Annotated in this window: 21 protein-coding genes; 10 read left to right on the top strand and 11 right to left on the bottom strand. The window is 36.9% G+C overall.

Annotated features, from left to right (window positions below; all coding sequences use genetic code 11):
• Positions 1-48: 48 nt before the first annotated feature.
• Positions 49-2400 (bottom strand): penicillin-binding protein 1C, encoded by a 2352-nt coding sequence (gene pbpC, locus ANA_RS21255; RefSeq protein WP_015083479.1) that lies wholly within the window; start codon positions 2398-2400, stop codon positions 49-51.
• A gap of 160 nt (positions 2401-2560) precedes the next feature.
• Between pbpC and ANA_RS21260 the strand changes: the two genes are divergently transcribed.
• The 3 genes from ANA_RS21260 (at position 2561) to ANA_RS21270 (ending at position 10564) form a co-directional block, all read left to right on the top strand.
• Positions 2561-8269, top strand: a complete 5709-nt coding sequence (locus ANA_RS21260) for an alpha-2-macroglobulin family protein (RefSeq protein ID WP_015083480.1) — start codon at positions 2561-2563, stop codon at positions 8267-8269.
• Positions 8270-8431: 162 nt separating this feature from the next.
• Complete coding sequence (locus ANA_RS21265; protein ID WP_015083481.1) at positions 8432-9127, top strand: hypothetical protein; 696 nt, start codon at positions 8432-8434, stop codon at positions 9125-9127.
• A gap of 90 nt (positions 9128-9217) precedes the next feature.
• Positions 9218-10564: a hemolysin family protein gene (locus ANA_RS21270; protein ID WP_015083482.1), complete on the top strand. Its 1347-nt coding sequence runs from the start codon at positions 9218-9220 to the stop codon at positions 10562-10564.
• Between the two features lie 2 nt (positions 10565-10566).
• Here the strand turns inward: ANA_RS21270 and rdgB are convergent, their stop codons facing one another.
• A complete protein-coding gene (rdgB, locus tag ANA_RS21275; protein ID WP_015083483.1) occupies positions 10567-11139 on the bottom strand; it encodes an RdgB/HAM1 family non-canonical purine NTP pyrophosphatase in 573 nt (190 codons plus the stop codon).
• Positions 11140-11224: 85 nt separating this feature from the next.
• On the opposite strand from rdgB, the gene ANA_RS21280 reads away from it, so the two are divergent.
• Positions 11225-11869: a hypothetical protein gene (locus tag ANA_RS21280; protein WP_083881524.1), complete on the top strand. Its 645-nt coding sequence runs from the start codon at positions 11225-11227 to the stop codon at positions 11867-11869.
• On the opposite strand, the gene ANA_RS21285 is transcribed toward ANA_RS21280, so the two are convergent.
• The 3 genes from ANA_RS21285 to ANA_RS25430 all read right to left on the bottom strand — a co-directional run bounded on the left by ANA_RS21285 (position 11861) and on the right by ANA_RS25430 (position 13480).
• Positions 11861-12469 (bottom strand): Uma2 family endonuclease, encoded by a 609-nt coding sequence (locus ANA_RS21285; RefSeq protein ID WP_015083485.1) that lies wholly within the window; start codon positions 12467-12469, stop codon positions 11861-11863. The two genes, ANA_RS21280 and ANA_RS21285, sit on opposite strands and share 9 nt — an antisense overlap.
• Before the next feature lie 197 nt (positions 12470-12666).
• A complete protein-coding gene (locus ANA_RS21290; RefSeq protein WP_015083486.1) occupies positions 12667-12960 on the bottom strand; it encodes a hypothetical protein in 294 nt (97 codons plus the stop codon).
• A gap of 349 nt (positions 12961-13309) precedes the next feature.
• Positions 13310-13480, bottom strand: a complete 171-nt coding sequence (locus ANA_RS25430) for a chlorophyll a/b-binding protein (protein WP_015083487.1) — start codon at positions 13478-13480, stop codon at positions 13310-13312.
• A gap of 251 nt (positions 13481-13731) precedes the next feature.
• On the opposite strand from ANA_RS25430, the gene ald reads away from it, so the two are divergent.
• Positions 13732-14823 (top strand): alanine dehydrogenase, encoded by a 1092-nt coding sequence (gene ald, locus ANA_RS21300; protein WP_015083488.1) that lies wholly within the window; start codon positions 13732-13734, stop codon positions 14821-14823.
• A 93-nt stretch (positions 14824-14916) separates the two neighbouring features.
• Here ald and ANA_RS21305 read toward each other — a convergent pair whose 3' ends face one another.
• A complete protein-coding gene (locus ANA_RS21305) occupies positions 14917-15306 on the bottom strand; it encodes an MAPEG family protein (RefSeq protein ID WP_015083489.1) in 390 nt (129 codons plus the stop codon).
• 98 nt (positions 15307-15404) lie between these two features.
• On the opposite strand from ANA_RS21305, the gene ANA_RS21310 reads away from it, so the two are divergent.
• The 3 genes from ANA_RS21310 to ANA_RS26760 are packed head-to-tail and all read left to right on the top strand — an operon-like array spanning position 15405 to position 17848.
• The gene (locus tag ANA_RS21310; RefSeq protein ID WP_015083490.1) at positions 15405-16196 is read left to right on the top strand and encodes an ABC transporter ATP-binding protein; all 792 of its coding nucleotides are present in this window, start codon (positions 15405-15407) and stop codon (positions 16194-16196) included.
• 51 nt (positions 16197-16247) lie between these two features.
• Entirely contained in the window at positions 16248-17687 is a 1440-nt protein-coding gene (locus tag ANA_RS21315) for an MlaD family protein (protein WP_015083491.1), read from the top strand.
• 5 nt (positions 17688-17692) lie between these two features.
• On the top strand, positions 17693-17848 hold the full coding sequence (locus ANA_RS26760; protein ID WP_158310560.1) for a hypothetical protein: 156 nt from the start codon (positions 17693-17695) through the stop codon (positions 17846-17848).
• 25 nt (positions 17849-17873) lie between these two features.
• On the opposite strand, the gene ANA_RS21320 is transcribed toward ANA_RS26760, so the two are convergent.
• Positions 17874-18170, bottom strand: a complete 297-nt coding sequence (locus tag ANA_RS21320; protein ID WP_015083492.1) for a DUF3288 family protein — start codon at positions 18168-18170, stop codon at positions 17874-17876.
• A gap of 243 nt (positions 18171-18413) precedes the next feature.
• On the opposite strand from ANA_RS21320, the gene ANA_RS21325 reads away from it, so the two are divergent.
• Complete coding sequence (locus tag ANA_RS21325; protein ID WP_015083493.1) at positions 18414-20864, top strand: ATP-dependent Clp protease ATP-binding subunit; 2451 nt, start codon at positions 18414-18416, stop codon at positions 20862-20864.
• 141 nt (positions 20865-21005) lie between these two features.
• Here ANA_RS21325 and ANA_RS21330 read toward each other — a convergent pair whose 3' ends face one another.
• The 4 genes from ANA_RS21330 to ANA_RS21345 form a co-directional block, all read right to left on the bottom strand.
• Complete coding sequence (locus ANA_RS21330; protein ID WP_015083494.1) at positions 21006-21296, bottom strand: hypothetical protein; 291 nt, start codon at positions 21294-21296, stop codon at positions 21006-21008.
• Between the two features lie 72 nt (positions 21297-21368).
• Complete coding sequence (locus ANA_RS21335; RefSeq protein ID WP_015083495.1) at positions 21369-21800, bottom strand: putative toxin-antitoxin system toxin component, PIN family; 432 nt, start codon at positions 21798-21800, stop codon at positions 21369-21371.
• A complete protein-coding gene (locus ANA_RS21340) occupies positions 21797-22024 on the bottom strand; it encodes a hypothetical protein (RefSeq protein ID WP_015083496.1) in 228 nt (75 codons plus the stop codon). Before ANA_RS21340 ends, ANA_RS21335 begins: the two co-directional genes overlap by 4 nt.
• A gap of 122 nt (positions 22025-22146) precedes the next feature.
• A complete protein-coding gene (locus ANA_RS21345; protein WP_015083497.1) occupies positions 22147-24087 on the bottom strand; it encodes a P-loop NTPase fold protein in 1941 nt (646 codons plus the stop codon).
• A gap of 442 nt (positions 24088-24529) precedes the next feature.
• Here ANA_RS21345 and ANA_RS21350 point away from each other — a divergent pair, with 442 nt between their 5' ends.
• The gene (locus ANA_RS21350) at positions 24530-24814 is read left to right on the top strand and encodes a hypothetical protein (RefSeq protein WP_015083498.1); all 285 of its coding nucleotides are present in this window, start codon (positions 24530-24532) and stop codon (positions 24812-24814) included.
• Positions 24815-24824: the final 10 nt, after the last annotated feature.

Below are 24824 nucleotides of genomic sequence, written 5' to 3' on the forward strand. Positions count from 1 at the left end.
TAAAAGATTGAGGTGATTATGCAAAATTCATCAATCTCTAATATTCTATTATTTAGTGGGATTTGCTACAGAAAAACCTTGTTTTTTAGGTTGGATATTTCCTAACTTTACTTGAAAGTTTATTTGGTCGTGTAGCTTGCCAGTTCTAGCTTCTAACTGCCAATTACCAGGGCGTAAATGCCAAAATATCCCATTACTTGATTGTGTAGATAAATGTTTATCATTTAGCCACCAGTCCACAGACTGATTTAATGTTCCACTAGCTTTAAATTCTAATTTTTGCTGTCCGTCTTCACCTGGATACAGCAGAAATAAATCCCCATTACGAGGAGAGATAATGCGGAAATTATCAGGATTAAAATTCAATTGTGGTTGTTTTGCTAACCATTGATCATACACAGGTGATAAATGGAAATCCGTAGATTTTTGATAAGCAATTTTATCTTTGACAGAGAAATATTCCTGAACTACGGAAGTACAGCTAGGTGTAGGTTTTAACCCTGTGGTGGCGCAGATAGGCAATTTTATCATGTCTGCTGGAGGTGGAAAATCAGCGGGGGCTTGATGTTCGTGCAGATGTAACATGATTCTATTCCACAAAGGTGCAGCCCCTGTGACACCGGAAACTTGACGCATGGGTTCACCGTTGAAATTACCTACCCACGTAGCCACAGTATAATCACTGCTAAAGCCTACAGTCCAGGTATCACGATAGTTTGAAGATGTACCAGTTTTGACAGCGACGGGAAAGGGCAAATTTAACACTGAGTCTACACCAAAAGCTGTGGATCTGGCATAGCGATCGCTTAACATATCAATAATTAATTGCCAACTATGGGAAACTAAAGATTGAGAATTGGCAATTGGAGAACTATTTAATGTAGTTACCAATGGTGTGATTTTCCCCATATTAGCCATAGTTAAATAGGCACTAGCCAGTTCCCATAAATTCACCTCACCACTACCCAAAGTCAACCCTAAACCATAATATTCAGCATTTTGATTTAGATGTGCAAAACCCAATTCATGCAGCCGATTTAAAAAAGTTTCTACACCCACCTTTTCTAATACCTTTACCGCAGGTACATTTAAAGAATTCGCCAAAGCAACTCTGACTCTGACAGGACCAAGAAAGCTGTTAGTATAATCTGTCGGACTATATAATTTTGCTCCCGGAATTGCATAATGAGTAGGAACATCTGCCAAAATAGTATGAGGACTAATTACGCCTTTTTCTAAAGCTAATTCATACACAAATGGCTTTAAGGTAGAACCTGGTTGGCGCAAAGCTTGGACTCCATCATTTCGCCCTAATTTCACATCATTAAAATAATCAGGCGAACCGACATAACTTAAAATCTCCCCAGAGGAGTTGTCAATTATTACCGCTGCTGCATCATGGACATTATTCGCCTTTAAAGAAGAAATTACTTGTTGTACCTGTGCTTCCACAAATTGCTGTAAAGGGCGATTTATTGTCGTACGAATAGGTGATGATTCTGTATTATGCGTATTGTTTTTTGTTGCTAACCAAAATAAAAAATGTGGTGCAGCAATAATTCCCTGTTGCTGGGGGTTAAATATTATTTTCTCTTGATATATAAGTTCTACTTCTGCATCAGAAATATATTTTTCCTGTACCATTCTGTTTAACACATATTTCTGTCGTTGCTGTAATCTTTTTTGATGTTGATAAGGATTAAAATAAGTGGGATTATTAGGAATTGCTGCTAAAATAGAAGCTTGTGCTAAGTTTAAATCACTTGCAGGAATAGCAAAGTAAATTCGCGCCGCAGCTTCCACCCCATAAATATTTCCGCCCATGGGGAGACGATTAATATAAGCAGCTAAAATTTCATCTTTAGTCATTCCCGCAGCTAATCGCCACGATAACCAAACCTCTTTTAATTTTGCAGTCATTGTTCGCGGTGAATTATCCAACATTCTCGCCAATTGCATGGTAATTGTGGAAGCACCAGAAACAATTTTTTTATTTTCTACTCCTATTTTAATTGCCCGCAAAATCGCTTTTAAATCTAACGCCCCATGTTGATAGAAACTACCGTCTTCAGCCGCCAAAATTGCTTTGATAAATTGAGGTGAAACTTGATTTAATTTCACAACTGATGTATTTTCTTGATCACTGGTTAATACAGTTCCTAATGGTAAATTATTCCGATCTGTAAACTCTATTGCTAATTGATGCTGGGCAATATCTACACTATGAATAGGTGCAAAATAGGGGCATAATCGGACTAGAAAACATATCAATATGCAGGAGAAAATAATTTTATTTAGTTTGTAGTTGCGCTTTAGTTTCAATTTATATGATTTTATTTCACGCAGAGTCGCAGAGGCGCGAAGAGTAAGAGTTTTGAGGACATGAGTTAGTAAATTCATCACAATATTAAGAATTGTATGGTTTGTTGGGAATTGTCACACTAGATTAGTTATCTATATATCAATCCTTTTTGATTTGTGTACAGAATTTTTTATCTAACCACAGAGGCACAGAGAACACAGAGGAAGAGAGGAATGCGATGTTTACATTTTATTTAATATGAAGATCATAAAAATATTTAAGTTCCTGGTTATTGTTATTCTCGTATGCGGAATGACGGGTTGTAATTTTGTTGGTATTCAATCAGGTAATGAACAATTACCAATGGTTGAGTCGTTAATAACGCCAAAGTTACCAGATTGGATAGAACAAATCAGTCCTGTGGGAGATGCAAAACCTCTGGGGCAAATTCGTATCCGTTTTAAAGAAGCTGTAATTCCTATTGAAAGTCTTGATAGTCCCCAACAACAAAATTTATTAACTAAATTTGCCATTTGGCCTCCTTTACCGGGACAGTTTCGCTTTTTAACTCCGCGTATGGTGGGTTTTCAAGCTGATAAAGCTATACCGAAAGCGACGCGAGTTAAGGTTACTCTCAAAGCTGGTTTAGCTGATTTAAAAAATCATCGCTTAAATCAAGATTTGGCTTGGACTTTTAATACTGAATCTATTCAAATTACTAATTTACCAGGGGTTAACCCCATGGAAAAAGCGGAAGTTGAACCAATTGATTTACAACCAAAGTTGCAATTTACCTCTAATTTAGCATTGGATCTAGATTCTGTCCAAAAGCATTTACAGTTAATTCCTGAAGGTAAAACTCAAGGTGTGGGTTTTAAGGTGGAATTAGCGAAGGAAGAAACACCAGAAAATTTAGATCCTTTAGAAAAATTTGATCCTGCAACTAAAAATTGGATTTATAATCTGATTCCTCAGCAAAATCTGGAAAAAGCCACACCTTACCGTTTAACTTTTTCTCCTGGTATTCTTCCTGCTAATGGTAATTTACCAAGTCAAAAAGAATTTGTCAGTAAATTAGCGACTTATTCACCTTTGGGATTTGTGGGAATTAAACCCTATGGAGAACCAGATTCAGGTGGAACTTATGGCAGATTTATTAAAGGTAGTCCCCAGTTAGAATTTAATAATCTTTTATTAGCAGATTCCGTTAAGGAAAATATTAAAATTAAGCCAACACCAAAAAATATTGATGGTGTACTGCAAATTTCTGGAGAAGATAGAATTGTCAGTATTAATCCTTATGCTTTAGAACCAGCTACTACTTATACAATTAATATTGAGAAAAATCTCAAAGATAAATTTGGACAGACTTTAGGTAAACCACTCACAATTAAATATGATACTGGTGATATAGCTGGTAATATTTCTGTACCCTCAGATTTAAATATTTTCCCCACAGATAAAGATCTACAAATTAATATTGATACTATTAATTTACCAGAATCAAAATATCAAGCAGCTTATCGCATTATTAAGCCAACAGATTTAGTTTATACAAATACTGCTAATGATTTATTACCCGAACCTGCTAAATGGCAAGATTTCACAATTAATGGTAAGCAAAATCAATCCTTAACTATCAATGTTCCCCTCAAAGAAAAATTAGGGACTACTCAGGGAATGTTAGCTTATGGAGTGCAAGCACGAACTCATAAATATCAAGAAGACGGTAAACAATTGTGGAGAGAACCCACAACTTATGGAATGGTACAATTAACCAATTTAGGTATCTTTTCTCAATGGTTTCCAGAATCCGGTTTAATTCGGGTTCATTATCTTAGTAATGGTTCACCAGTTAAAGCGGCAAATATTGAAGTTTATCAATCAAAATTAGCTGATAAATCTCGTCCTCAACCTGTACCATGTGCAACTGGAAAAACTGATGAAAAAGGAATTTTAATCATTGAAAATAATCAATTAATCCAATGTTATCCCAAATTAAAATCTAGTTTACCACAATTATTAGTAATTGCTAGTGAAAATCAAGATTGGGCATTTACTAGAAATGAAGAATATAGTGGTGCTTATGGTTATGGAATTGATGCTGGTTGGGAAGCTGATAAACCAGAATCACGAGGCATAATTTTTTCTGATAGAAAGTTATATCAACCCGGAGAAAAAGCGGCTTTTACTGCTTTTGCAGATTATTTAGAAAAAGGTAAAGTTCAGGAAGATAAAAATGCAGTTTATCAATTAACTCTAGTCAATACTACTGGGAAAAATACAGATTTAGGCACAAAAACAACTAATGAATTTAGTACATTTTCTTTAGAGTTACCGATTCCCAAAAATCAGCCTTTAGGATTTTATACTATTAAAGCAAAAGGTAACAAGGGACAAGAAATTTCTGGAGAGTTTCAAGTAGCAGAATTTAAACCACCAAATTTTAAAGTTGATTTACAGCTAAATAAAAAATTTGCAGTAATTGATGACAAAATTGATGTGCAAGTAGGAAGTAATTATTTATTTGGTTCCCCAGTGGAAGGAGGAGAAGCTAAGTATTTTGTCACTCGTAAACAGACTAATTTTATCCCTAAAGGTTGGGAAGAATTTAGTTTTGGGAGACAATGGTTTTGGCCGGAAGAAAGTCCCAATGTTCCTAATGATGTTTTACAAACTAACACTAAATTAGATGCTAATGGGAAAAGTAATCAAACCTTAACTGTAGCTAAAGATTTACCCTACCCCATGACTTACCGGGTAGACGTGCAAATTAGTGATGTTTCTAATTTATCAGTTGCTAATTCCCAAACTTTTACTGCTTTACCTAGTAATAGAATCATTGGTTTAAAAAGTAATTTTGTCGCTGACGCTGGTAAAGATTTTCCTGTAGAATTTATTGTCACTAACCCAACGGGAAAACCTCTAGAAAATCAAAGGATACATCTGGAATTACAACAGATGAAATATAGCAGCGTTACCAAAATCGTTGAAGGTAGTAAAACTCCACAAAATCAAGTTGAATATCAGACAGTTGGGAAAACAGATATTACATCTGCGAATACTCCCCAAACAGTCAATTTGAAACCTACCATATCAGGTTCATATCGGATTCGCGCTAATTTTAGTGATAATAAAGATGAAATTACAGCCACAGATTTACAAATTTGGGTGACAGGAGAAAATCAAGTATTTTGGGGTGGAGAAGAAAAAGATAAGTTGTCAGTTAAATTAAATAAAAAAGAGTTTAAACCTGGAGACACAGCAACAGCTTTAATTCAATCTCCCTACCCAGAAGGAGAATTATATTTTGCAGTCATTAAAGATAAATCTCTCTATCAACAAGTTATCAAAATTAAAGGAGGTGCGCCCCAAATTCAGTTTCCAATTACGCCAGAAATGTTACCTAATGCAGCAGTACAAGCGGTGTTAGTTAGACAAGGTAAACCACTTAATCAAATAGAACTGGGAAGTTTAGAAAATTTAGCCCGAATTGGTTTTACAGATTTTAAAGTTAACCTAGCAGATAAATATTTAAAGGTACAAATTAACCCAGTTGAAAAATCTTTAGAACCGGGAAAAGAAGCAAATGTAGAACTGGAATTAAAAGATGATCAAGGAAAACCAACCACAGGACAATTTACTGTCATGGTGGTGAATGAAGCCATATTACAATTAACTGGTTATCGTCCGCCAAATTTGGTAGATACTGTCTATGCAGAACAACCAATTTCTACCCGATTTAGTGATAATCGTCGTCATGTTAAATTAGCCCCATTATCGGCAAGTTTACCCAAGGGTTGGGGTTATGGTGGTGGCTTCTCCAATGCTTTAGCAAATACTCGGATTCGTGAAGATTTTCAAGCTTTAGCTTATTACAATGGTTCGGTAATTAGTGATGAAAATGGTAAAGCCAAAATCACCTTTAAATTACCCGATAATTTAACAACTTGGCGGATAATGGTAGTGGCTACAGATGGAAATTTGCGGTTTGGCAATGGTGACGCAACATTTATCACCACAAAGCCATTAATAACTAATGCTATTCTGCCACAATTTGCCCGCACAGGCGATCGCATTTTGGCAGGTTTATCCGTCACCAATACCACCACAAACACCGGAAACCTCAATATTAAAGGTGAACTTAGCGGTTCTCTCAACTTCGCCGAAAATAATCCCAAAACCACGACATTACAACCAAAAGCCGAGTCAGCAACCCAAGCTTATCGCTTCCCCATGATAGCGGGTAATGTGGGACAAGGTAAACTCACATTTACCACCCAATTAAATAATATTGCTGATGCTTTTACTGTCCCTTTGGAAATTAAACCTTTAGAAATTACTGAACAAGTTGTAGAAACTGGTGTTAGTGAAAAACAGCTAAAAATTCCCCTGAATATTAATAAAAATACCTGCCGCGAAGCCGGAGGTTTAGATATTCAATTAGCCAGTACCTTAATTCCGGAAATTACAGCACCTGCAAAACAAGTTTTAGAAAATAATAATTTACCATTTGCAGAACCAGCCGCAAGTCAATTATTAATTGCGGCAAATCTGCAAACCCTCACCCAAAAATATAATCAAACCTTTGCAGAATTTAATCCTCAAGCACAAGCAAAATTAGCAATTGCACAATTACAAAAATTGCAAATAGCAGATGGTGGTTTTGCAGCATTTCCAGGACAACAAAAATCAGATCCTTGGGTTTCTAGTTATGCAACAGAATCTTTAGTCAAAGCTAATCAAATTTTTCCTGATTTGGTTGATAGTAAAATCATCTCTACTCTGAAAACTTATCTGCAAAATGTTCTTGCAAATCCTGGACAATATGACTTTTGTAAACAGAAACTTTGTAAATCTCAATTGCAACTAAATTCTTTGATTGCCTTAGCACAATTAGGAGATAAACGCAATAGTTTTCTGTCAGATATTTATCAACAACGTGATGATTTTGATCTAGTTACTCAAATCAAATTAGCCAGATATCTATATCAATTTCCTGAATGGCAAAATCAAGCGCAAATTATGCGTGTGCAATTCCAAAAGAATATTTATGAAACTGGACGTACCGCAGTTGTAAACTTACCTCAAAGTTGGAGTTGGATGAGTTCAAATACTGTCACCCAAGCCCAAGCTTTACGGTTATTTATTGACCAAAAAACCAACCCAGAAATCATTGATAAATTACTGCAAAGTCTTCTTAATTTACGCAGAGATGGCGCATGGGAATCTAGTTATAATAACGCCCAGGCATTCACAGCTTTAGTTGCATATAGTCAACTTCAACCCACACCACCTAATTTTATGACTACGGTAAAATTAGCAAATCAGAAATTAGGAGAAACCCGTTTTAATGGCTATCAAAATCCCAACTTGCAAATAAATGTTCCCATGAATAAATTACCCCAAGGTAATCGTGATTTATGGTTACAAAAATCTGGAAGAGGCAGATTACATTATTTAGTTGCTTACAAATATCGGTTACAAGGAAATCAACCAGGAAGATTTAACGGGTTACGAGTAACGCGAGAAATTAGTAAAGTTAATGAAGAGAAAGTTATTCAAAAAACTGGAATGTATGCTTTTGATAAACCTTTAACTTTACAACCTGGACAAGTCTTTGATATTGGGTTAGAAATAATTACAGATCATCCTGTAGATCATGTAGTCATAAAAGACCCCTTACCCGCAGGATTTGAAGCTGTAGATGATAGTTTTCAAACAGCGACACCAGCATTACAAGCAAAAGCCGATAATTGGCAATTAGGATATAAAACAATCCATAAAGATCGAATTATTTCCTATGCAAATCATCTTGAACCGGGAGTTTATAGTTTACATTATTTAGTTCGTTCTGTGACTCCAGGAACATTTATTTGGCCTGGTGCGGAAGTTCATCTTCAATATGCACCAGAAGAATTTGGACGAAGTGCAGATTCTACTTTAATATTGGCAGAAAAAAAGTGATAATTTGAGCGCGGGCAGAAAGAAAGCAAAGATATAAGACCCCTCAACTCCTATCAATGGCATAGAGTTGTAAATTTTGCTAAGATTAATAATGCCAAACTCAAAAATCCTGAGTAGCATATATAGTAACTAAATCTGAATTCCTATTCGCTGATAACTGCAATGAAAATAAATACTACTGTACTACTAACCTTAATTTTGTTAACCCTCATGTTGGGTGCTGGTTCTGCAAGTGGTTTTTTGGGCTTTACCTTGGGAAGTATGGCACTTAAAGGTGTCACTACACCAGATGGTCGTCCTGCGACTAAATTTAACAGCAGCAAAGCCAATAACCCCCAACAGGAAAGTGAAGCTTTCTTAAAAGAAGAAGATATTCTCAAAGTCGTGAAATCACGAATTAGCGACCAAAAAAAGGGTAATAAACCAGACAAATCAGAAGAAGAAGAAATTAAAATTACCCAGCCGCAGCCACAGGAAAAATCCGCAGCACCAGAAACTTCTCAACCAGGATTTCCTATAACTGCTGAAAGTGAAGGTGTAACTATGTCTGTAAAATCTATCCGCTATTCGGGTGGTGATTTACTACTAAAAGTGAATATGCAGAATAAAGGTGGTGATTCTGTGCGGTTTCTCTATAGTTTTTTAGATATTACCGACGATAAAGGCAGAACTTTGAGTGCAATTACAGAAGGTTTACCAGCAGAATTGCCCGCAAAAGGTGCGGAATTTAAAGGTACAATTAGCATTCCCACAGCTTTACTTGATGATGTCAAACAGATATCTCTATCTTTGACTGATTATCCTGCTCAAAAACTCAAGTTACAATTATCTGATATTCCTGTAGAAAAAGGGAATTAAGATTCCATTTTGGACTTTAATTTCGCTCAGTCGCAGGATTTTAGATGGTATTTTCTTACACTAATGTCAAATTTGACATCACCTTAGACAGTGAGTGCTTTTTCTACTTTAAGTTGGACAGATGTGGGGCTGCGGTTGTGTAGTGTGCTAGTGCTAATTGCTATCAATGCCTTTTTTGTGACGGCAGAGTTTGCAATGGTGACAGTGCGGCGAACTCGGATTCAACAGTTAGTACAAGCGGGTGATTTCCGAGCGATGTCCGTGGAAACACTACAGCGTAGTATTGATAGATTACTATCTACAGCCCAACTAGGTATCACCCTTTCTAGTCTGGCACTGGGTTGGATTGGCGAAAGTACAATTGCTGTATTGGTAGAAAAATGGCTCGATTCCTGGCCGTTACCTTTCAGAATTAATTATCTACTAGCTCATTCTTTATCAGTCCCCATGGCCTTTTTTGCCATTGCTTACCTACAAATCGTCTTAGGCGAATTGTGTCCAAAATCAGTAGCAATGTTGTATTCAGAACATCTAGCTAGGCTTTTAGGTCCATCAGTTAAATCAATAGTCCGTTTTTTTAGTCCCTTTATTTGGGTTCTCAACCACTCAACTTATTGGCTATTACGATTATTTGGGATTGAATACACGGGACAAAGTTGGCGGCCTCCAGTCACACCAGAAGAATTACAATTAATTATCTCCACAGAACGAGAATCTACAGGTTTAGAAAATGCAGAACGAGAACTCTTAAATAACGTCTTTGAATTCGGAGATATTACGGCTGAAGACATCATGATTCCCCGAACTAGCATTATTGCTTTACCCATAACCGCCAGTTTTCAGGGATTACTTGAGGAAATAGCATCTACTGGTCACTCTCGTTATCCGATCATTGGCGAATCTTTAGACGACATTCGCGGTATAGTTTACTTTCAAGATTTAGCACAACCCTTGGCTTTAGGAAAAATCACACCAGAAACACAAATCCAACCGTGGATGCGTTCGCCCCGATTTGTGCCAGAACAAACCCTATTAAGTGAACTTTTGCCAATGATGCAGCAAGAGAAACCCTCTATGGTAATGGTAGTCAATGAATTTGGGGGAACTGTCGGACTGGTGACTACTCAAGACATTATTGCTGAAATTATCGGTCATTCCGGTGAACTTGATAGCATTAATGATTTGCTGATCCAAATGGTAGACCAACAGACATTTTTAGTGCAAGCTCAAATCAATCTAGAAGAAGTTAATCAAGTTTTACATCTTAATTTACCTTTAACTAGAGAATATCTGACTTTGGGCGGATTTTTACTTTATCAATGCCAAAAAATCCCCAAGAAAGGGGAAATCTTTAATTATGATCATCTTGAATTTACGGTGATCTCAATTATTGGTCCGCGTCTTCACCAAATCCAAATTAAAATTTTAGATTCTTAATCTTAAATGCTCAATAACTGAGGAACTAAAGCTTTTAAAGCATTACCACGATGACTAATTGATTTTTTTAAATCCGTCGTCATTTGAGCAAAAGTCAATTGTTTCTCTGGTACATAAAAAACCGGATCATAACCAAAACCACCATCTCCAGAAGGTGCAAACAAAATTTCACCGTGACAAATACCCTCAGATTGAATCACTATTTCTCCTTGAGGATTTGCAACTGCGATCGCACACACAAATTGAGCTTGACGATTTTCCTGATCACCTAATTCTCTTAATAACCTCTCAATCCTTTCTGTATCCGTGTTCCCATAACGAGCAGAATACACCCCCGGCGAACCATTGAGAGCATCTACCTTTAAACCAGAATCATCAGCGATCGCCCAATTACCTGTAACTTTGGCAATTTCCGAGGCTTTCAGACCAGCATTTTCCGCAAAAGTTTCTCCCGTTTCTTCCACATCCAAATCTTCCGGTTTTAAAGCTAATTCCCATCCAGAATCAGCTAAATAAGCTTGCATTTCCCGCAATTTACCGGGGTTTCCTGTCGCTACTACTAGTAATTTATTCATTGCTTATTAGTCAGTTGTCAGTTGTTAGTAGGGGCGAAGCATTTGGAAGATAAATTATCGGTCATTGCCAAAAATAGTCCTCCAAATGCTTCGCCCGTACAGTTGTCAGTTGTTAGTAGGGGCGAAGCATTTGGAAAATAAATTATCGGTCATTGCCAAAAATAGTTCTCCAAATGCTTCGCCCGTACAGTTGTTAGTAGGGGCGAAGCATTTGGAAGATAAATTATCGGTCATTGCCAAAAATAGTTCTCCAAATGCTTCGCCCGTACAGTTGTTAGTAGTGGCGAAGCATTTGGAAGATAAATTATCGGTCATTGCCAAAAATAGTTCTCCAAATGCTTCGCCCGTACAGTTGTTAGTAGTGGCGAAGCATTTGGAAGATAAATTATCGGTCATTGCCAAAAATAGTTCTCCAAATGCTTCGCCCGTACAGTTGTCAGTAGTGGCGAAGCATTTGGAAGATAAATTATCGGTCATTGCCAAAAATAGTTCTCCAAATGCTTCGCCCGTACAGTTGTCAGTAGTGGCGAAGCATTTGGAAGATAAATTATCGGTCATTGCCAAAAATAGTCCTCCAAATGCTTCGCCCGTACAGTTGTCAGTAGTGGCGAAGCATTTGGAAGATAAATTATCGGTCATTGCCAAAAATAGTTCTTCAAATGCTTCGCCCGTACAGTTGTCAGTTGTTAATAAAAAAGTAATCACCAAATTCCGAGATTTTTTATTCTAAATTTTCCGAGAAATTGACTTTTTTATATAATTGCTTCAAAGATAATTCTACATTAATTGATGACAAATTTATCAGAGCATCTTCAGTTTCATACTCTGTCAAAATCCATTGATTTTCCGAAGTTTTCACATACTGCATTACATAATATTTAGTTTGGTCAATTAAAATATATTCTTTAAATTCAGGAATTGAGCGATAATAAAGAAACTTATCACCACGGTCATAATCTTTTGTTGATTTAGATAAAACTTCCACAATTAACACAGGATTAGTAACTATTGTAGTATTCGCACTGTAATAAACAGGCTGACCTTCAATTACCATCACATCAGGATAAGTAAATTCTCGATAGCGTGGTATCCACAATTTCACATCACCAATATAAATTTCATAGTCTAAATCATTTAACGCCACATTCAAGCCAGTTGCTAAATTTAACGCCAGTTTATTATGATTTGTTGTTCCACCAGTCATAGATATAATTTCTCCATCTCGATATTCATTCTTATAATCAGCTTTTTCTTCTAATTCTAAATATTCTTCTGGAGTATAGTAAGCCGTAACTACTTTGATTTCTTGGGTAGTAGTTTGTAGTTTCATCGTTCTATTTAGTAATAGTTACTAATTGAATTTTACTTGATTTTGAATAGTGTAAATTTCTGACAAAGACCACATATAACCAGTAGTCCTGAATCTTTCTAAAGTTTCCAAATATAGCATATTTTGGGCAAATGAGGTACAAATTTTCATCATAAAGCTTTGCACCTCAAGCGTTTTACCGCTGACAGCTTCGGTAATTACTGACGGGGTTTCTTCTTGGAAACCTTTAATACAGGTAAAGGATCAGCCGAAGACTGAGGAGGTAAATAATATTGAGCAACAGGCTCTTCTGGTAAAGCCGGACGTTGCTGCATTCGCCATAATTTAAAGACGAGAGCTATTCCAACTGTTCCTAAACCAAAGATGAAAAGTGACCAACTATCATCCAAACCACCAATGATAGCATCTATTGTTCCCGCTGTTATCAATACACTAATGATCGGTTCTTTGCGGTAGGCTGACTTTAAAAAACGAGGTAATACAGCATTCATCACAGCTTACTTAGTTCCACTTAGAGTTTTTGTATAAACTTACTCAGAATATTCCAACTACAATTCGTCTATTTGATTAGAGGCAAATAATAGCACAAATAATTGTAATTTCCTTTGCCGAAAAAGGGAGTACGGTAATTAACACCCTAGAAGTAATTGCTTTGAGGATCATCACAATTATTTCCATTGTACTAGGACTGACGCACGAAATTAATTTAGCGAAACAGACTGTGAGGACAAAAATCAACTGAAAACTAATGTAGAGACATTCCATGGAACATCTCTAAACCTAAATTCATGCTTTAGTAAACTATGCCACGCAAGTTATCAGTAACGCCAGATTAGAAGTTTACTTCAAACCGAGCCATGCAATTACACCTTGATTGGTAGCATATTCGATTATCACCATTAAAACAAAGCCAATCATAGCCGCTCTGCCATTTAAACGCTCGGCATATTCATTAAAACCAAACTTAGGTTGTTCTAATTTAGGGGTAATAGTTGGTTGTTGTTGTGTCATAATCAGTGATTCCTTTCTTGATAATTGGCAAACAAAAATTTACAGGGATTTTTCAAGTAAATTGTCGGAGATGGTCGTCGGTACTTAACAATTTTTAATTATTCTTTATCTATTGTAAGAAACCTGGCGAATTAGTCAAGGTGTAGCGTGAGGGAGACTAAAAAATTTTGGATTTTGAATTACTGAATACGGAAATAATCAGCTAGGTACTGGCACGCTAAAGTGAAACAATAAAATATAAGAGGTTATCAATGGAAATTGGTGTTCCCAAGGAAACTAAAGATCAAGAATTTCGGGTAGGTTTAAGTCCTTCCAGTGTTCGGGTATTACGAGAAAATGGTAATAATATTTTTGTAGAAAGTAAAGCTGGTACGGTTGCGGGATTTACTGATGAAGACTACCGTAATGCTGGAGCAGAAATTGTAGATAAAGCCGATGCTGCTTGGAATCGGGAGTTAGTTGTTAAGGTAAAAGAGCCTTTAATAAGCGAGTATAAATTCTTGCAGAAAGGACAATTATTATTTACTTATTTACATTTAGCTGCAAATCGTCAACTAACAGAACATTTAATTGATTGTGGCACTTGTGCGATCGCTTATGAAACCGTAGAACAACCAGGAGTAAATAAACTCCCCTTACTCACCCCCATGAGTATTGTTGCTGGTCGGTTAGCCGTACAATTTGGCGCAAGATTCCTAGAAAGTCAACAAGGAGGAAGAGGCGTACTTTTAGGAGGTATCCCCGGAGTCAAAGCCGGTAAAGTCGTGATTTTAGGTGGTGGTGTAGTCGGTACAGAAGCCGCAAAAATCGCCGTCGGTATGGGTGCAATGGTGCAAATATTAGATGTCAACGTGGAACGCCTATCTTACCTAGAAACCCTCTTTGGTTCGAGAGTAGAACTACTTTACAGCAATTCCGCCCATATTGAAGCCGCAGTCAAAGAAGCCGATTTACTGATTGGTGCAGTTTTAATTCCTGGTAAAAAAGCCCCCATTCTAGTATCTCGTGCATTAGTTAAACAAATGCGTCCTGGTTCAGTGATTGTTGATGTCGCTGTAGATCAAGGTGGCTGCGTGGAAACATTACACCCCACATCTCACACCAAACCAGTATACATTGATGAGGGAGTAGTGCATTATGGCGTTCCTAATATGCCAGGAGCAGTTCCTTGGACATCCACACAAGCCCTCAATAACAGCACCTTACCCTATACTGTCCAGTTAGCAAACCTGGGACTTAAAGCTTTAGAAATTAACCCAGCCTTAGCAAAAGGTTTAAACGTCCAAAATCATCGGCTTGTACATCCTGCTGTCCAAGAAGTCTTCCCCGATTTAGTTGAGTAAATCAAGTAAATATATATAACCAATATGGGCGGAAGTCAATCCGCCCTCTTCCTTTGCGTCTTTGCTCCTTTGTATCTTTGCGCGAAACAAAAATTATTTCACCATAGATAAAATAATCCCCACCAGCGAACCAAGAATTAGCACGATACCGCTGAGAGAACTAATTGCAAAACCAGGACCGCGTTTTTCAGCAGCTTGATAATATCCCCAAGCATAAGCAATTCTTCCTACTATCCAAGCTGCACCGAGAGCAGAACCCCAAATAGGACTAACGTAAATAGAAAACAACCATAAAGCCGGAATAAATAAAGCTAGTTGTTCCAAGGTATTTTGTTGTACCCTTAGCACTCTTTCAAAATCGAGGTTTCCTGTAGTTTGCGGTACGGGGACTTGATATTTAGCTCTGGCTATACCAACATTAATTGTGACTACAAAGTATAGTATAAGTGCGGAAACAGTTACTAAACTAGGATAAGGAGACATAAACTTGAGTAAAATGGGAAAATAACGTTATTTACAAAATATTATAGGTTACAGGTGATTAAGTGACAGGTGAGAATTTAATCAATTACCAACCAGCAATGATAGAAACATTAGAACCATTAATTGAATTAAGAGGTATTTCTAAAACTTTTGGCAAGAACAAGGTTTTGGATAATATAGATTTGAAAATATATCGAGGCCAAGCATTAGGGATTATTGGACCATCAGGAACTGGTAAATCAACGGTTTTGCGGATTATAGCCGGATTATTAAAACCCGATGAGGGAGAAATTTATATTCAAGGAGTACAACGAAAAGGTTTAATAGAAGATGCTGCTGACCCTGTGGGGATTGGGATGGTATTTCAGCAAGCGGCCTTATTCGACTCCTTGACAGTCGAAGAGAACATTGGATTTCTACTTTATCAACATTCTCGACTCAAGCGATCGCATATTCGGGAATTAGTCAATCAAAAACTAGAATTGGTAGGACTAGCAGATATTAGTCACCTTTACCCGTCAGAACTTTCTGGAGGAATGCGAAAAAGAGTCAGTTTTGCCCGTGCTATTATGTCCAATCCTCAACGTCCTACAGATAGTCCAGAGGTTTTATTATACGATGAACCTACAGCCGGATTAGATCCCATTGCCTCAACGGTAATTGAGGACTTAATCCGTGACTTACAACATACACAAGGAGTCTGTAGTACCTACTCCATTGTGACTCACCAAGATAGTACAATTCGGCGGACATCGGATCAAATAGTCTTTCTTTATCAAGGAAAAGTGCAATGGCAAGGTACAGTAGTTGCCTTAGATCACACAGAAAATCCCTTAATTAGACAATTTATGAGTGGAAGTGTACATGGACCCATTCAAGTAGCTGGTTAAGTACCAAATCAAATAAAATTGCTGAGTTTAACGCTATCAGTGGAGGAATAAATGCGAGGTCTAATTAGCAGCTTCACATCTGCACGTACATGGAGAGAAGGTTCTGTAGGATTGTTGCTCCTGCTAGGGTTAGGCGCATTTGGAGTAATTTTACTGTGGTTGAATAGAATCACCCCCGGCCAAACTTCTTATCAAGCAACTATCGAATTTGCTAACGCGGGGGGAATGCAAAAAGGTTCAGCAGTGCGTTTTCGGGGTGTGAAAGTGGGGACTATCACCAATGTTAAACCCGGCTCAAATGCGATTGATGTCGAAATTCAAATTAACTCCCCTGATTTAATAATTCCCAGTAATTCGATCATTGAAGCCAATCAAAGTGGATTAATTAGCGAAAATATTATTGACATTACACCAAAAGGAGATTTACCTGGGAAGGTAACCGCTAAACCCCTAGATAAAGACTGTAATTCTAGCTTGATTATTTGTAATGGTTCTCGCTTAAAAGGGATAATTGGGATCAGTGTGGATGAACTGATGCGACAATCAACTATTTTTGCGGCTCAGTACAGTAACGAAAAGTTCTATAAAAATGTGAATCGTACGTTAGAAACCTCGGCTAATGCTGCTGCTAATATCGCTGATTTGACGAAGGATTTGCAAGGGTTGAGCAAAACCTTCAAAGGACAAATAGGTGTATTTTCAGATACAGCAGCTACATTACAACGTTCGACAGTCCAATTAACTGCAACCACAACCAAAACAGCGAATCAATTAGGCGAAACATCTAAAGACTTTAGTACAACAGCCAAACAAGCAAGTCGCTTACTAACAAATTTAGATAATCTCATCACTACTAATCGTTCTTCTTTAGTTGGTACTTTGAATAGTATAACGGAAACCAGTAACCAACTTAGGCAAACAATTACCAGTTTATCACCGGCAATTAACCGCTTAACCCAAGGAAAATTATTAAATAACCTAGAAACCCTATCTGCAAATGCAGCCGAAGCTTCTGCGAATTTAAAAGATGCTTCTAAAACTTTAAATGATCCAAAAAACATTGTTTTACTGCAACAAACTTTAGATGCAGCTAGAGCAACATTTGAAAATACCCAAAAAATTACCGCTGATTTAGATGAATTAACAGGCGATCCTAAGTTTCGTCAAAATATGCTGCGATTGGTAAATGGTCTGAGTAAATTAGTTTCTTCTAGCAAAGACATCCAGGAAAAAACCAAGGTAGCTGTAACTCTAGATTCTCTCAAAGCTGATGCTAATCGCCCAAAGGTAGTAATTACCGCACCCGTTCCCCAAAAACAAGTATCGGTAGTTGAGCAAAGTCGAAACTTAGTAATTACTCCCCCACCCAAAACCCTGGAGAAAGTAGAAATAACCACCCAACCTATCTCCGAACCACCCAATTCATCCCAAGAACAACTCCTCCAACAACTCCGAGATTATCGAGAACAGGGGACAGGGGACAGGGAGTAGGGGAAGTGGGGGAAGTGGGGGAAGTGGGGGAAGTGGGGGAAGTGGGGGAAGTGGGGGAAGTGGGGGAAGTGGGGGAAGTGGGGGAAGTGGGGGAAGTGGGGGAAGTGGGGGAAGTAGGGGAGAAACTTCCTTCTTTATTCTTTTTTCCTCCTGACTCCTGACTCCTGACTCCTGAACTCCTATTCCCTAATTCCAATCCTGCTCGTCTTTTTTGCCCTGACTTTTGTAAATTCCGCCGATATCATGGATTTGACGGGTTTTTGCAAATAGTTCAGTTTCCGTTAAACCCCAGCGTTGCAAAACTTTATCTAAGTTGCTTTGGATGTCCCGCGCTCCCGGAAAACCTTGATAGCGAATTTTTAGTCTAGCCAATTCTGATAAATTGTAATCGGTTGCGTCTTGAGCGAGTAAAATATCAATAAGGGGGCGATCGCGGTTGTAGAGTGGATGTTGTTGGTCTTTACCGCCGGAAATTTCTGTCACAATTAATACCTGTACGAAGTTAGCAATCCATCAACAACTCAAGATGAAAAATCTCGACCATTGCTAATTATCTACCATTATCTAGTGAATGACGGCAACTACGCCTTGTCACTTACGGCTCTCACTACTGCCATTCAGCTTAAAATAAAGATACATTATCTTTAAGAAAATACAAGAAACTTTAGATGAGGGTGAAATAATATCTCACCCAAAGTCCAAGCAGCACGAGGGAAAGAACCCGCTATGTTTGAACACTTCACTTCCGAAGCCATTAGGGTAATTATGTTAGCCCAGGAGGAAGCACGACGACTGGGACACAACTTTGTAGGAACAGAACAAATTCTCCTGGGTCTAATGGGAGAAGGAACAGGTGTTGCTGCTAAGGTGCTGGCTGAGTTGGGTGTTACCCTGAAAGAAGCCCGTCGGGAAGTAGAAAAAATAATTGGCCGGGGTTCTGGGTTTGTCCCACCGGAAATTCCTTTTACCCCGAAAGTAAAAAGCCTGTTTGAGCAATCTTTCCGAGAAGCTCACGGTCTTGGACATAATTACATAAACACTGAACACTTATTATTAGGTTTAACTGAGGCTGGTGAAGGAGTCGCCGCCAAAGTATTACAAAATCTAGGAGTGGATTTACCAGTTATCCGTTCCGCTGTGATGAGCCGATTGGGTGAAGATACAGCGGTTGTCACTGGTGGTAGAAGTAATTCCCAGCGCAATCAAAATTTATCCATAGAGGCGTTTGGCAGAAATCTCACCAAACTGGCTCAGGATGGCAGGCTAGACCCGGTAGTTGGTCGCCAGAAGGAAATTGAAAGAACTGTGCAAATTCTCGGTCGGAGAACCAAAAATAACCCGGTTTTAATTGGAGAACCAGGGGTTGGTAAAACAGCGATCGCTGAAGGTTTAGCGCAACGCATTGTTAATCAAGATGTTCCCGAAATCTTACTTGATAAACAAGTAATTAGTTTGGATATGGGGTCTGTGGTAGCGGGAACTCGTTTCCGGGGTGATTTTGAGGAACGCCTCAAGAAAATCATGGAGGAAGTCCGCAGCGCCGGAAACATCATCTTAGTGATTGATGAAATTCATACCTTAGTGGGTGCAGGTGGCACAGAAGGCGGTTTGGATGCAGCTAATATCCTGAAACCGGCTTTAGCACGGGGTGAACTCCAGTGCATTGGTGCTACTACCTTAGATGAATATCGTCAGCACATCGAGCGTGATGCGGCTCTAGAGCGGCGTTTTCAGCCAATTTTGGTCGGTGAACCCTCGGTAGCCGAAACTATTGATATCCTCTATGGTTTACGCGGTGCTTATGAACAGCATCATAGAGTCAATATTACTGATGAAGCAGTAGTTGCGGCGGCTGAATTGGCAGATCGTTATATTAGCGATCGCTTTCTACCCGACAAAGCCATTGACTTGATTGATGAAGCTGGTTCTCGCGTGCGTTTACGTCACTCGCACATTGCGAATAACAAAGAACTCAAACGGGAATTAACCACCGCTACCAAAGCCAAATCGGAAGCCATTAGAGTTCAAGATTTTAGCAAAGCTGGTAAATTGCGGATACAAGAATTAGAACTACAAACCAGACTTGATTTAGAAGAAAATCAGGAAACTGTCAACGCTCCCCTTGTCAACGAAGAAGACATTGCTCAAATTGTCGCTTCTTGGACTGGTGTTCCCGTTAACAAACTGACTGAATCTGAATCTGAATTACTTTTACATCTTGAAGACACTTTACATACAAGATTGATTGGACAAGAACAAGCAGTTACATCGGTTTCTCGCGCTATTCGTCGCGCCCGTGTCGGCTTAAAAAGTCCTAATCGTCCCATTGCTAGTTTTATCTTTTCTGGACCAACTGGTGTCGGGAAAACCGAATTAGCTAAAGCCTTAGCGGCTTACTTCTTCGGGGATGAAGAATCAATGGTACGTTTAGATATGTCCGAATACATGGAAAGCCACAACGTTTCCAAGTTGATTGGTTCACCTCCTGGTTATGTAGGATACGATGAAGGCGGACAATTAACGGAAGCTGTACGGCGCAAACCCTACACAGTGTTGCTATTCGACGAAATCGAAAAAGCGCATCCCGATGTATTCAATATGCTGCTGCAAATCTTGGATGACGGTCATCTTACGGATGCGAAAGGTCGGAAAGTAGACTTCAAGAATACATTAATTATCTTGACTTCTAACATTGGTTCTAAGGTAATTGAAAAAGGTGGTAGTAGCTTAGGGTTTGAGTTTGATAATGCAGCAGAAGCTAGTTATCATCGGATTCGTAACTTGGTTAACGAAGAACTCAAAGCATATTTCCGTCCCGAATTCCTCAACCGTGTTGATGATATTATCGTCTTCACTCAACTCAACAAAGATGAGGTCAAGCAAATTGCTGAAATCATGCTGCGTGATGTTGGTAGTCGTCTCAAAGAGAAGAATATCACTTTAGAAGTGACGGAAGCTTTTAAAGAGAAGGTTGTCCAAGAAGGCTATGATCCTAGCTACGGTGCTAGACCATTACGCCGCGCTATTGTGCGTCTGTTGGAAGATTCTCTGGTTGAAGCGATCTTATCTGGGGAAATTGCAGATGGAGATAAGGCTATTGTGGATGTAGATGATGATGGACAGGTAAAGGTTAGAAAATCGGAAACCCGTGAGTTGTTATTAACTAATGTTGGTTAATTACGGATTTCAATAATATCAGTAATTTATTTGGTGGGTGACTTTATTGTTAACCCACTTTTTTTTATGGGTTTTTACGGGAGAATATGGATTAAACGAACCACAGAGGCACAGAGGACACAGAGGAAGACGGAATATAAACTAACTCGTAAGTTTCAAAGCAGTGGCTAAAATATCATCATCAGATTCTATCTTATCTAAATTATCCACCTTCATTTGTTCCATAATTTGACGATGAGTGATTTCATATTGAGCATCTACTAAAGTATGTGCTATTTGATAGGTGATTTTTTGCCAATCTTCTGGTGAAGCTATTATCTCTATATGTTGCAATGCTGTATAAGCCTCTGCTGGTAGCTTTGGTAAAAACTTTAAAGCTAAATTAATATTTTGTGTTGGTATTTGTTCTGCTATTTTAGATAAATCTATCATGGCTTTATTGTTAACACACTTTTTTAATCTTATTAAAGTGGATTTATTAGGAAAAGGTCAATATTCTCATAGCTAAACTTCTAAACATTCCAAGAAAGAATTAACACCAAGCAATCTTATACCATAAGCTTCCATTTCTAGTCTCAGCGTATCATCAGCACGTAAATCATCATCTCCAGATACAATCAAGTTTGCTTCACCATCAATAGCTGTAGCTAGTATAGGTAAATCTTTAATATCTCGACAATTTGGCGGAATTGTTGTAGCTTCAACCCATATTGAACGGTATTTTAACTGCTGTTCCAGTCGAATAGCTTGATTTTCATCTATTCGTTGTTTTAATCGAGGCCGATTCCATACGTCATGAAATTCATCCAGTAAAGGTTGACTCATCAATAACTGGAATTTGTGATCATTAAATGCTGCTAAAATTGGTAATGTGACTCGCCCTCTCAATAAAATGCGAATCCAAATATTAGTGTCAATGACTACCCGAAATTTCATGTTTGGCGGTTTTGCTGACGCACAGCTTTGATTTCTGCCATAATATCATCATCTGTAATATCATCAATTGGTGGTTGGGAGTATAATTCTTGAATTAAAGCTGTCAAATCAGCAGCTAAATCAAATTTTATCAATGCTTGAGCTACTATTGCTCGTTCTTGCGGTTGTAATTGTTGTACAGCCGTAATTAATTGTTCTAAGGTAATCGGGACTGATATCATCATCTAATTTCCCAAGTCATTATTTAAGATTATAAATTATTTACAGTATTTTGCATAACTTGGATGTGAAAATTATTAACTTTGTCTATATAGTCGAGTAGAGGGATTATCAAATATTATTAATTTTATATGTTATTTGGCTGGGGAGCATTTTTTATTTGTTCAAGATCACTAATAATTTTTTGCAAATATTTTTTGTTTGCAAGACTTAATATGTATCCACTCATTTTCCCTTCTCTGTGAATAACTTCTGCTAATAATAACTTTTGAACCTCTTTAAGAAAATCCAATTCATCAACTAATTTTTCAACAATACCTCTATACTTATACCTTTCTTGCAACAAATAAAATAAGTAATTTATCTTCTCATTAGAAAGCATGAAAACTGTTTTCATAAAGTCTTTAGGTGATAAATATTTGAAAATAGGAAAGTTATAATATGTTTCTTGAAAAATATCTAAATAGTTTGACGAAGGTATACAAATTAGGGGGCGCAACTCATTAATATTATTTTGCATAACCTTCAATAATTTATTTGCTTCATTAGGCATATTTTGAAGCATTACTTCTTTTTTACATTGCTCAATATAATTCTCAAAATCTTTAAACTCTTGAGAATCTTTAGATGGAAAAACAAGTCCCATATAATTATCGAATATCTCATCACGATATTTTATATCTAGCTTCCCAGACATCTTTAATTCATCAATATATTTTTTTGATTCATCAATAATATCTGGCTTATTTTTGCTATATACTCCAGTATCAGAAAACAGTAAAAATAATCCAGTAATATGTTTAATTATGCCAATGTCTTCAAATTTTCTCTTTTTGTATTCTGACTCTACTTGATTAAGTATTTTTTCAAACTCTTCATCTGTATGTCTAGTATAGTACCACAGTTTCAACCAATTAGGAGTATTTTCATCTTCAAAATATTTGCTATTTGGCATTAATTTTTCTAAAGTATCTTGATCCACAATGCCTTTATCAAAAAAATTTTCCCACCATAATAAACTAGGAAAGGGACTATTGAGAATTAAATTTACAAAACCATATCTTTCAAAAGTTTGCAACCATGAAATTTCATCTTTGATATTATTTTCTTGTAAATCAGCAGTTGCATGATATTTTTTTATTTCTGAAGATGCATATTCTTTACTTATTTTATCTGATAACTGACTAATATCTTCTGCTTTGAGTCTTGCACTAGAAATTTCAATTGAAAAAATTGTTAATAATTGTAAAATCTCCTCCAATAAATCGGATTTTTTCTGTGCCTCTTCTGATAAAATATTAAATATTCTTTCAAAGTCTAAACTAATTTGATTCAAAAATCTTAAATTTTTACACTCTGCCTTTATAAATAGTTCTTGAATAAGATTAAGATTATTTAGTAAAATATATTTGATTTTATGGTGTTCTATTTGATTTATAAAATCATTTAATGCTCCTGAAAAATCAGGAAATATTTCAAAAGTCTTACCAATTAACTTTTCTTTTATTCTTTTATATTCTTCTTGTTTGATATTAATTTGATCTTCATTCGCAATTATGACTACTTTTAAATCCTGCGATTCTACAAAGCTACTAATATATCCCAAAATATTTGCAATGTTTATGCTGCAACGCTCCAAATCATCAAATATTAAAAGATCAAAATTAGAATCCTTAAATTTATCAGGAATGTTTATATCTGGAATAGAAATATTCCACGTTCCATCATCTTTACCATCATGATTTAAATCAATTTTTAACGCACCTTTTAAAAGCCCTTTAAAGACTTTTCCTGCTAATACCATTCCCTTAGATGAACGGAAAGGGTGTAATTGCTGGAAAAGAGATTCTTCTATTTCTGAATATTTACTAACTCCATATAGACTGACATATAAAGATTTTTTTCCTTGTTCTTCTAGCTTCTCACGATATTGATTTATAAACCATGTTTTACCAGACCCCCATTTCCCTTTAAGTAAAATAGCGAATTTAGGAGAATGACGTAATGCACAATAATAATTTAAGTAGTCTTCAACATGATGATTAATTGATGTATTTGCTTGAGACATATCCAATCTCCTGATAAAGTGAATAAATAACTTTTTTAGCGCATTCATTTTTAATTATTTTGGATAATCGTCCTTACATCTGCTTCATTGCCTGATGTAGCAACTTATATACCCGTTAACATAATAATCATATACAAGCGTAGTTGTAAATACTTTCCTAGTTTATTTTTTGTTTACTTTCATTGCTAAGTACATATTTTGTGTCACAAAACTTCAATGAAGATCATGAACTTTGAATAAGTATCATTTTTTATGTAATATTCTTTGATTCTTGTTGTAAATATTCAAATACATTTAATTACTTGAACCTTCCGATCAAGAAACAGAGTAAGTATAGTCACCATTTTCCCAAGTCAAGGAAATAAGCCTATTGTTAATATAGATGATGATGTAATCAGAATTATTTCAGCCCGTAAAGCCACACGCAAGGAGCGAGAATATTATGAAGATTGAAACATTAAAACAACGCTTAGACAAAAATCGCCCCATGATTACGGTTACTCTAAGAATACCAGAAGATGTAGTAGAAGAATTGAAACAACTTGCACCCATACTTGGTTTTTCTGGTTATCAACCCTTAATTCGAGCATACATTGGACAAGGAATGAGAGCAGATTTAGAAAAGTTAGAAAATAATACAGTTAATGCTTTAATTGCTAGTTTAAAACGACATGGTGTGAGTGATGATATTATTCATGAAGCATTAAATGAAGTTGTTAATAAATAAGTAAAATAGC

Source organism: Anabaena sp. 90 (assembly GCF_000312705.1).
Taxonomy (GTDB): Bacteria; Cyanobacteriota; Cyanobacteriia; order Cyanobacteriales; family Nostocaceae; genus Dolichospermum; species Dolichospermum lemmermannii.

Coding starts and splice junctions, on each gene's coding strand:
- ANA_RS21260 (WP_015083480.1), top strand. CDS start 2,561: ATGAAGATCATAAAAATATTTAAGTTCCTGGTTATTGTTATTCTCGTA.
- ANA_RS21310 (WP_015083490.1), top strand. CDS start 15,405: ATGATAGAAACATTAGAACCATTAATTGAATTAAGAGGTATTTCTAAA.
- ANA_RS21345 (WP_015083497.1), bottom strand. CDS start 24,087: ATGTCTCAAGCAAATACATCAATTAATCATCATGTTGAAGACTACTTA.
- ANA_RS21350 (WP_015083498.1), top strand. CDS start 24,530: ATGAAGATTGAAACATTAAAACAACGCTTAGACAAAAATCGCCCCATG.
- ANA_RS21335 (WP_015083495.1), bottom strand. CDS start 21,800: ATGAAATTTCGGGTAGTCATTGACACTAATATTTGGATTCGCATTTTA.
- ANA_RS21340 (WP_015083496.1), bottom strand. CDS start 22,024: ATGATGATATCAGTCCCGATTACCTTAGAACAATTAATTACGGCTGTA.
- rdgB (WP_015083483.1), bottom strand. CDS start 11,139: ATGAATAAATTACTAGTAGTAGCGACAGGAAACCCCGGTAAATTGCGG.
- ANA_RS21280 (WP_083881524.1), top strand. CDS start 11,225: ATGCTTCGCCCGTACAGTTGTCAGTTGTTAGTAGGGGCGAAGCATTTG.
- ANA_RS21330 (WP_015083494.1), bottom strand. CDS start 21,296: ATGATAGATTTATCTAAAATAGCAGAACAAATACCAACACAAAATATT.
- pbpC (WP_015083479.1), bottom strand. CDS start 2,400: ATGAATTTACTAACTCATGTCCTCAAAACTCTTACTCTTCGCGCCTCT.
- ANA_RS21290 (WP_015083486.1), bottom strand. CDS start 12,960: ATGAATGCTGTATTACCTCGTTTTTTAAAGTCAGCCTACCGCAAAGAA.
- ANA_RS21285 (WP_015083485.1), bottom strand. CDS start 12,469: ATGAAACTACAAACTACTACCCAAGAAATCAAAGTAGTTACGGCTTAC.
- ald (WP_015083488.1), top strand. CDS start 13,732: ATGGAAATTGGTGTTCCCAAGGAAACTAAAGATCAAGAATTTCGGGTA.
- ANA_RS21265 (WP_015083481.1), top strand. CDS start 8,432: ATGAAAATAAATACTACTGTACTACTAACCTTAATTTTGTTAACCCTC.
- ANA_RS21305 (WP_015083489.1), bottom strand. CDS start 15,306: ATGTCTCCTTATCCTAGTTTAGTAACTGTTTCCGCACTTATACTATAC.
- ANA_RS25430 (WP_015083487.1), bottom strand. CDS start 13,480: ATGACACAACAACAACCAACTATTACCCCTAAATTAGAACAACCTAAG.
- ANA_RS21315 (WP_015083491.1), top strand. CDS start 16,248: ATGCGAGGTCTAATTAGCAGCTTCACATCTGCACGTACATGGAGAGAA.
- ANA_RS21325 (WP_015083493.1), top strand. CDS start 18,414: ATGTTTGAACACTTCACTTCCGAAGCCATTAGGGTAATTATGTTAGCC.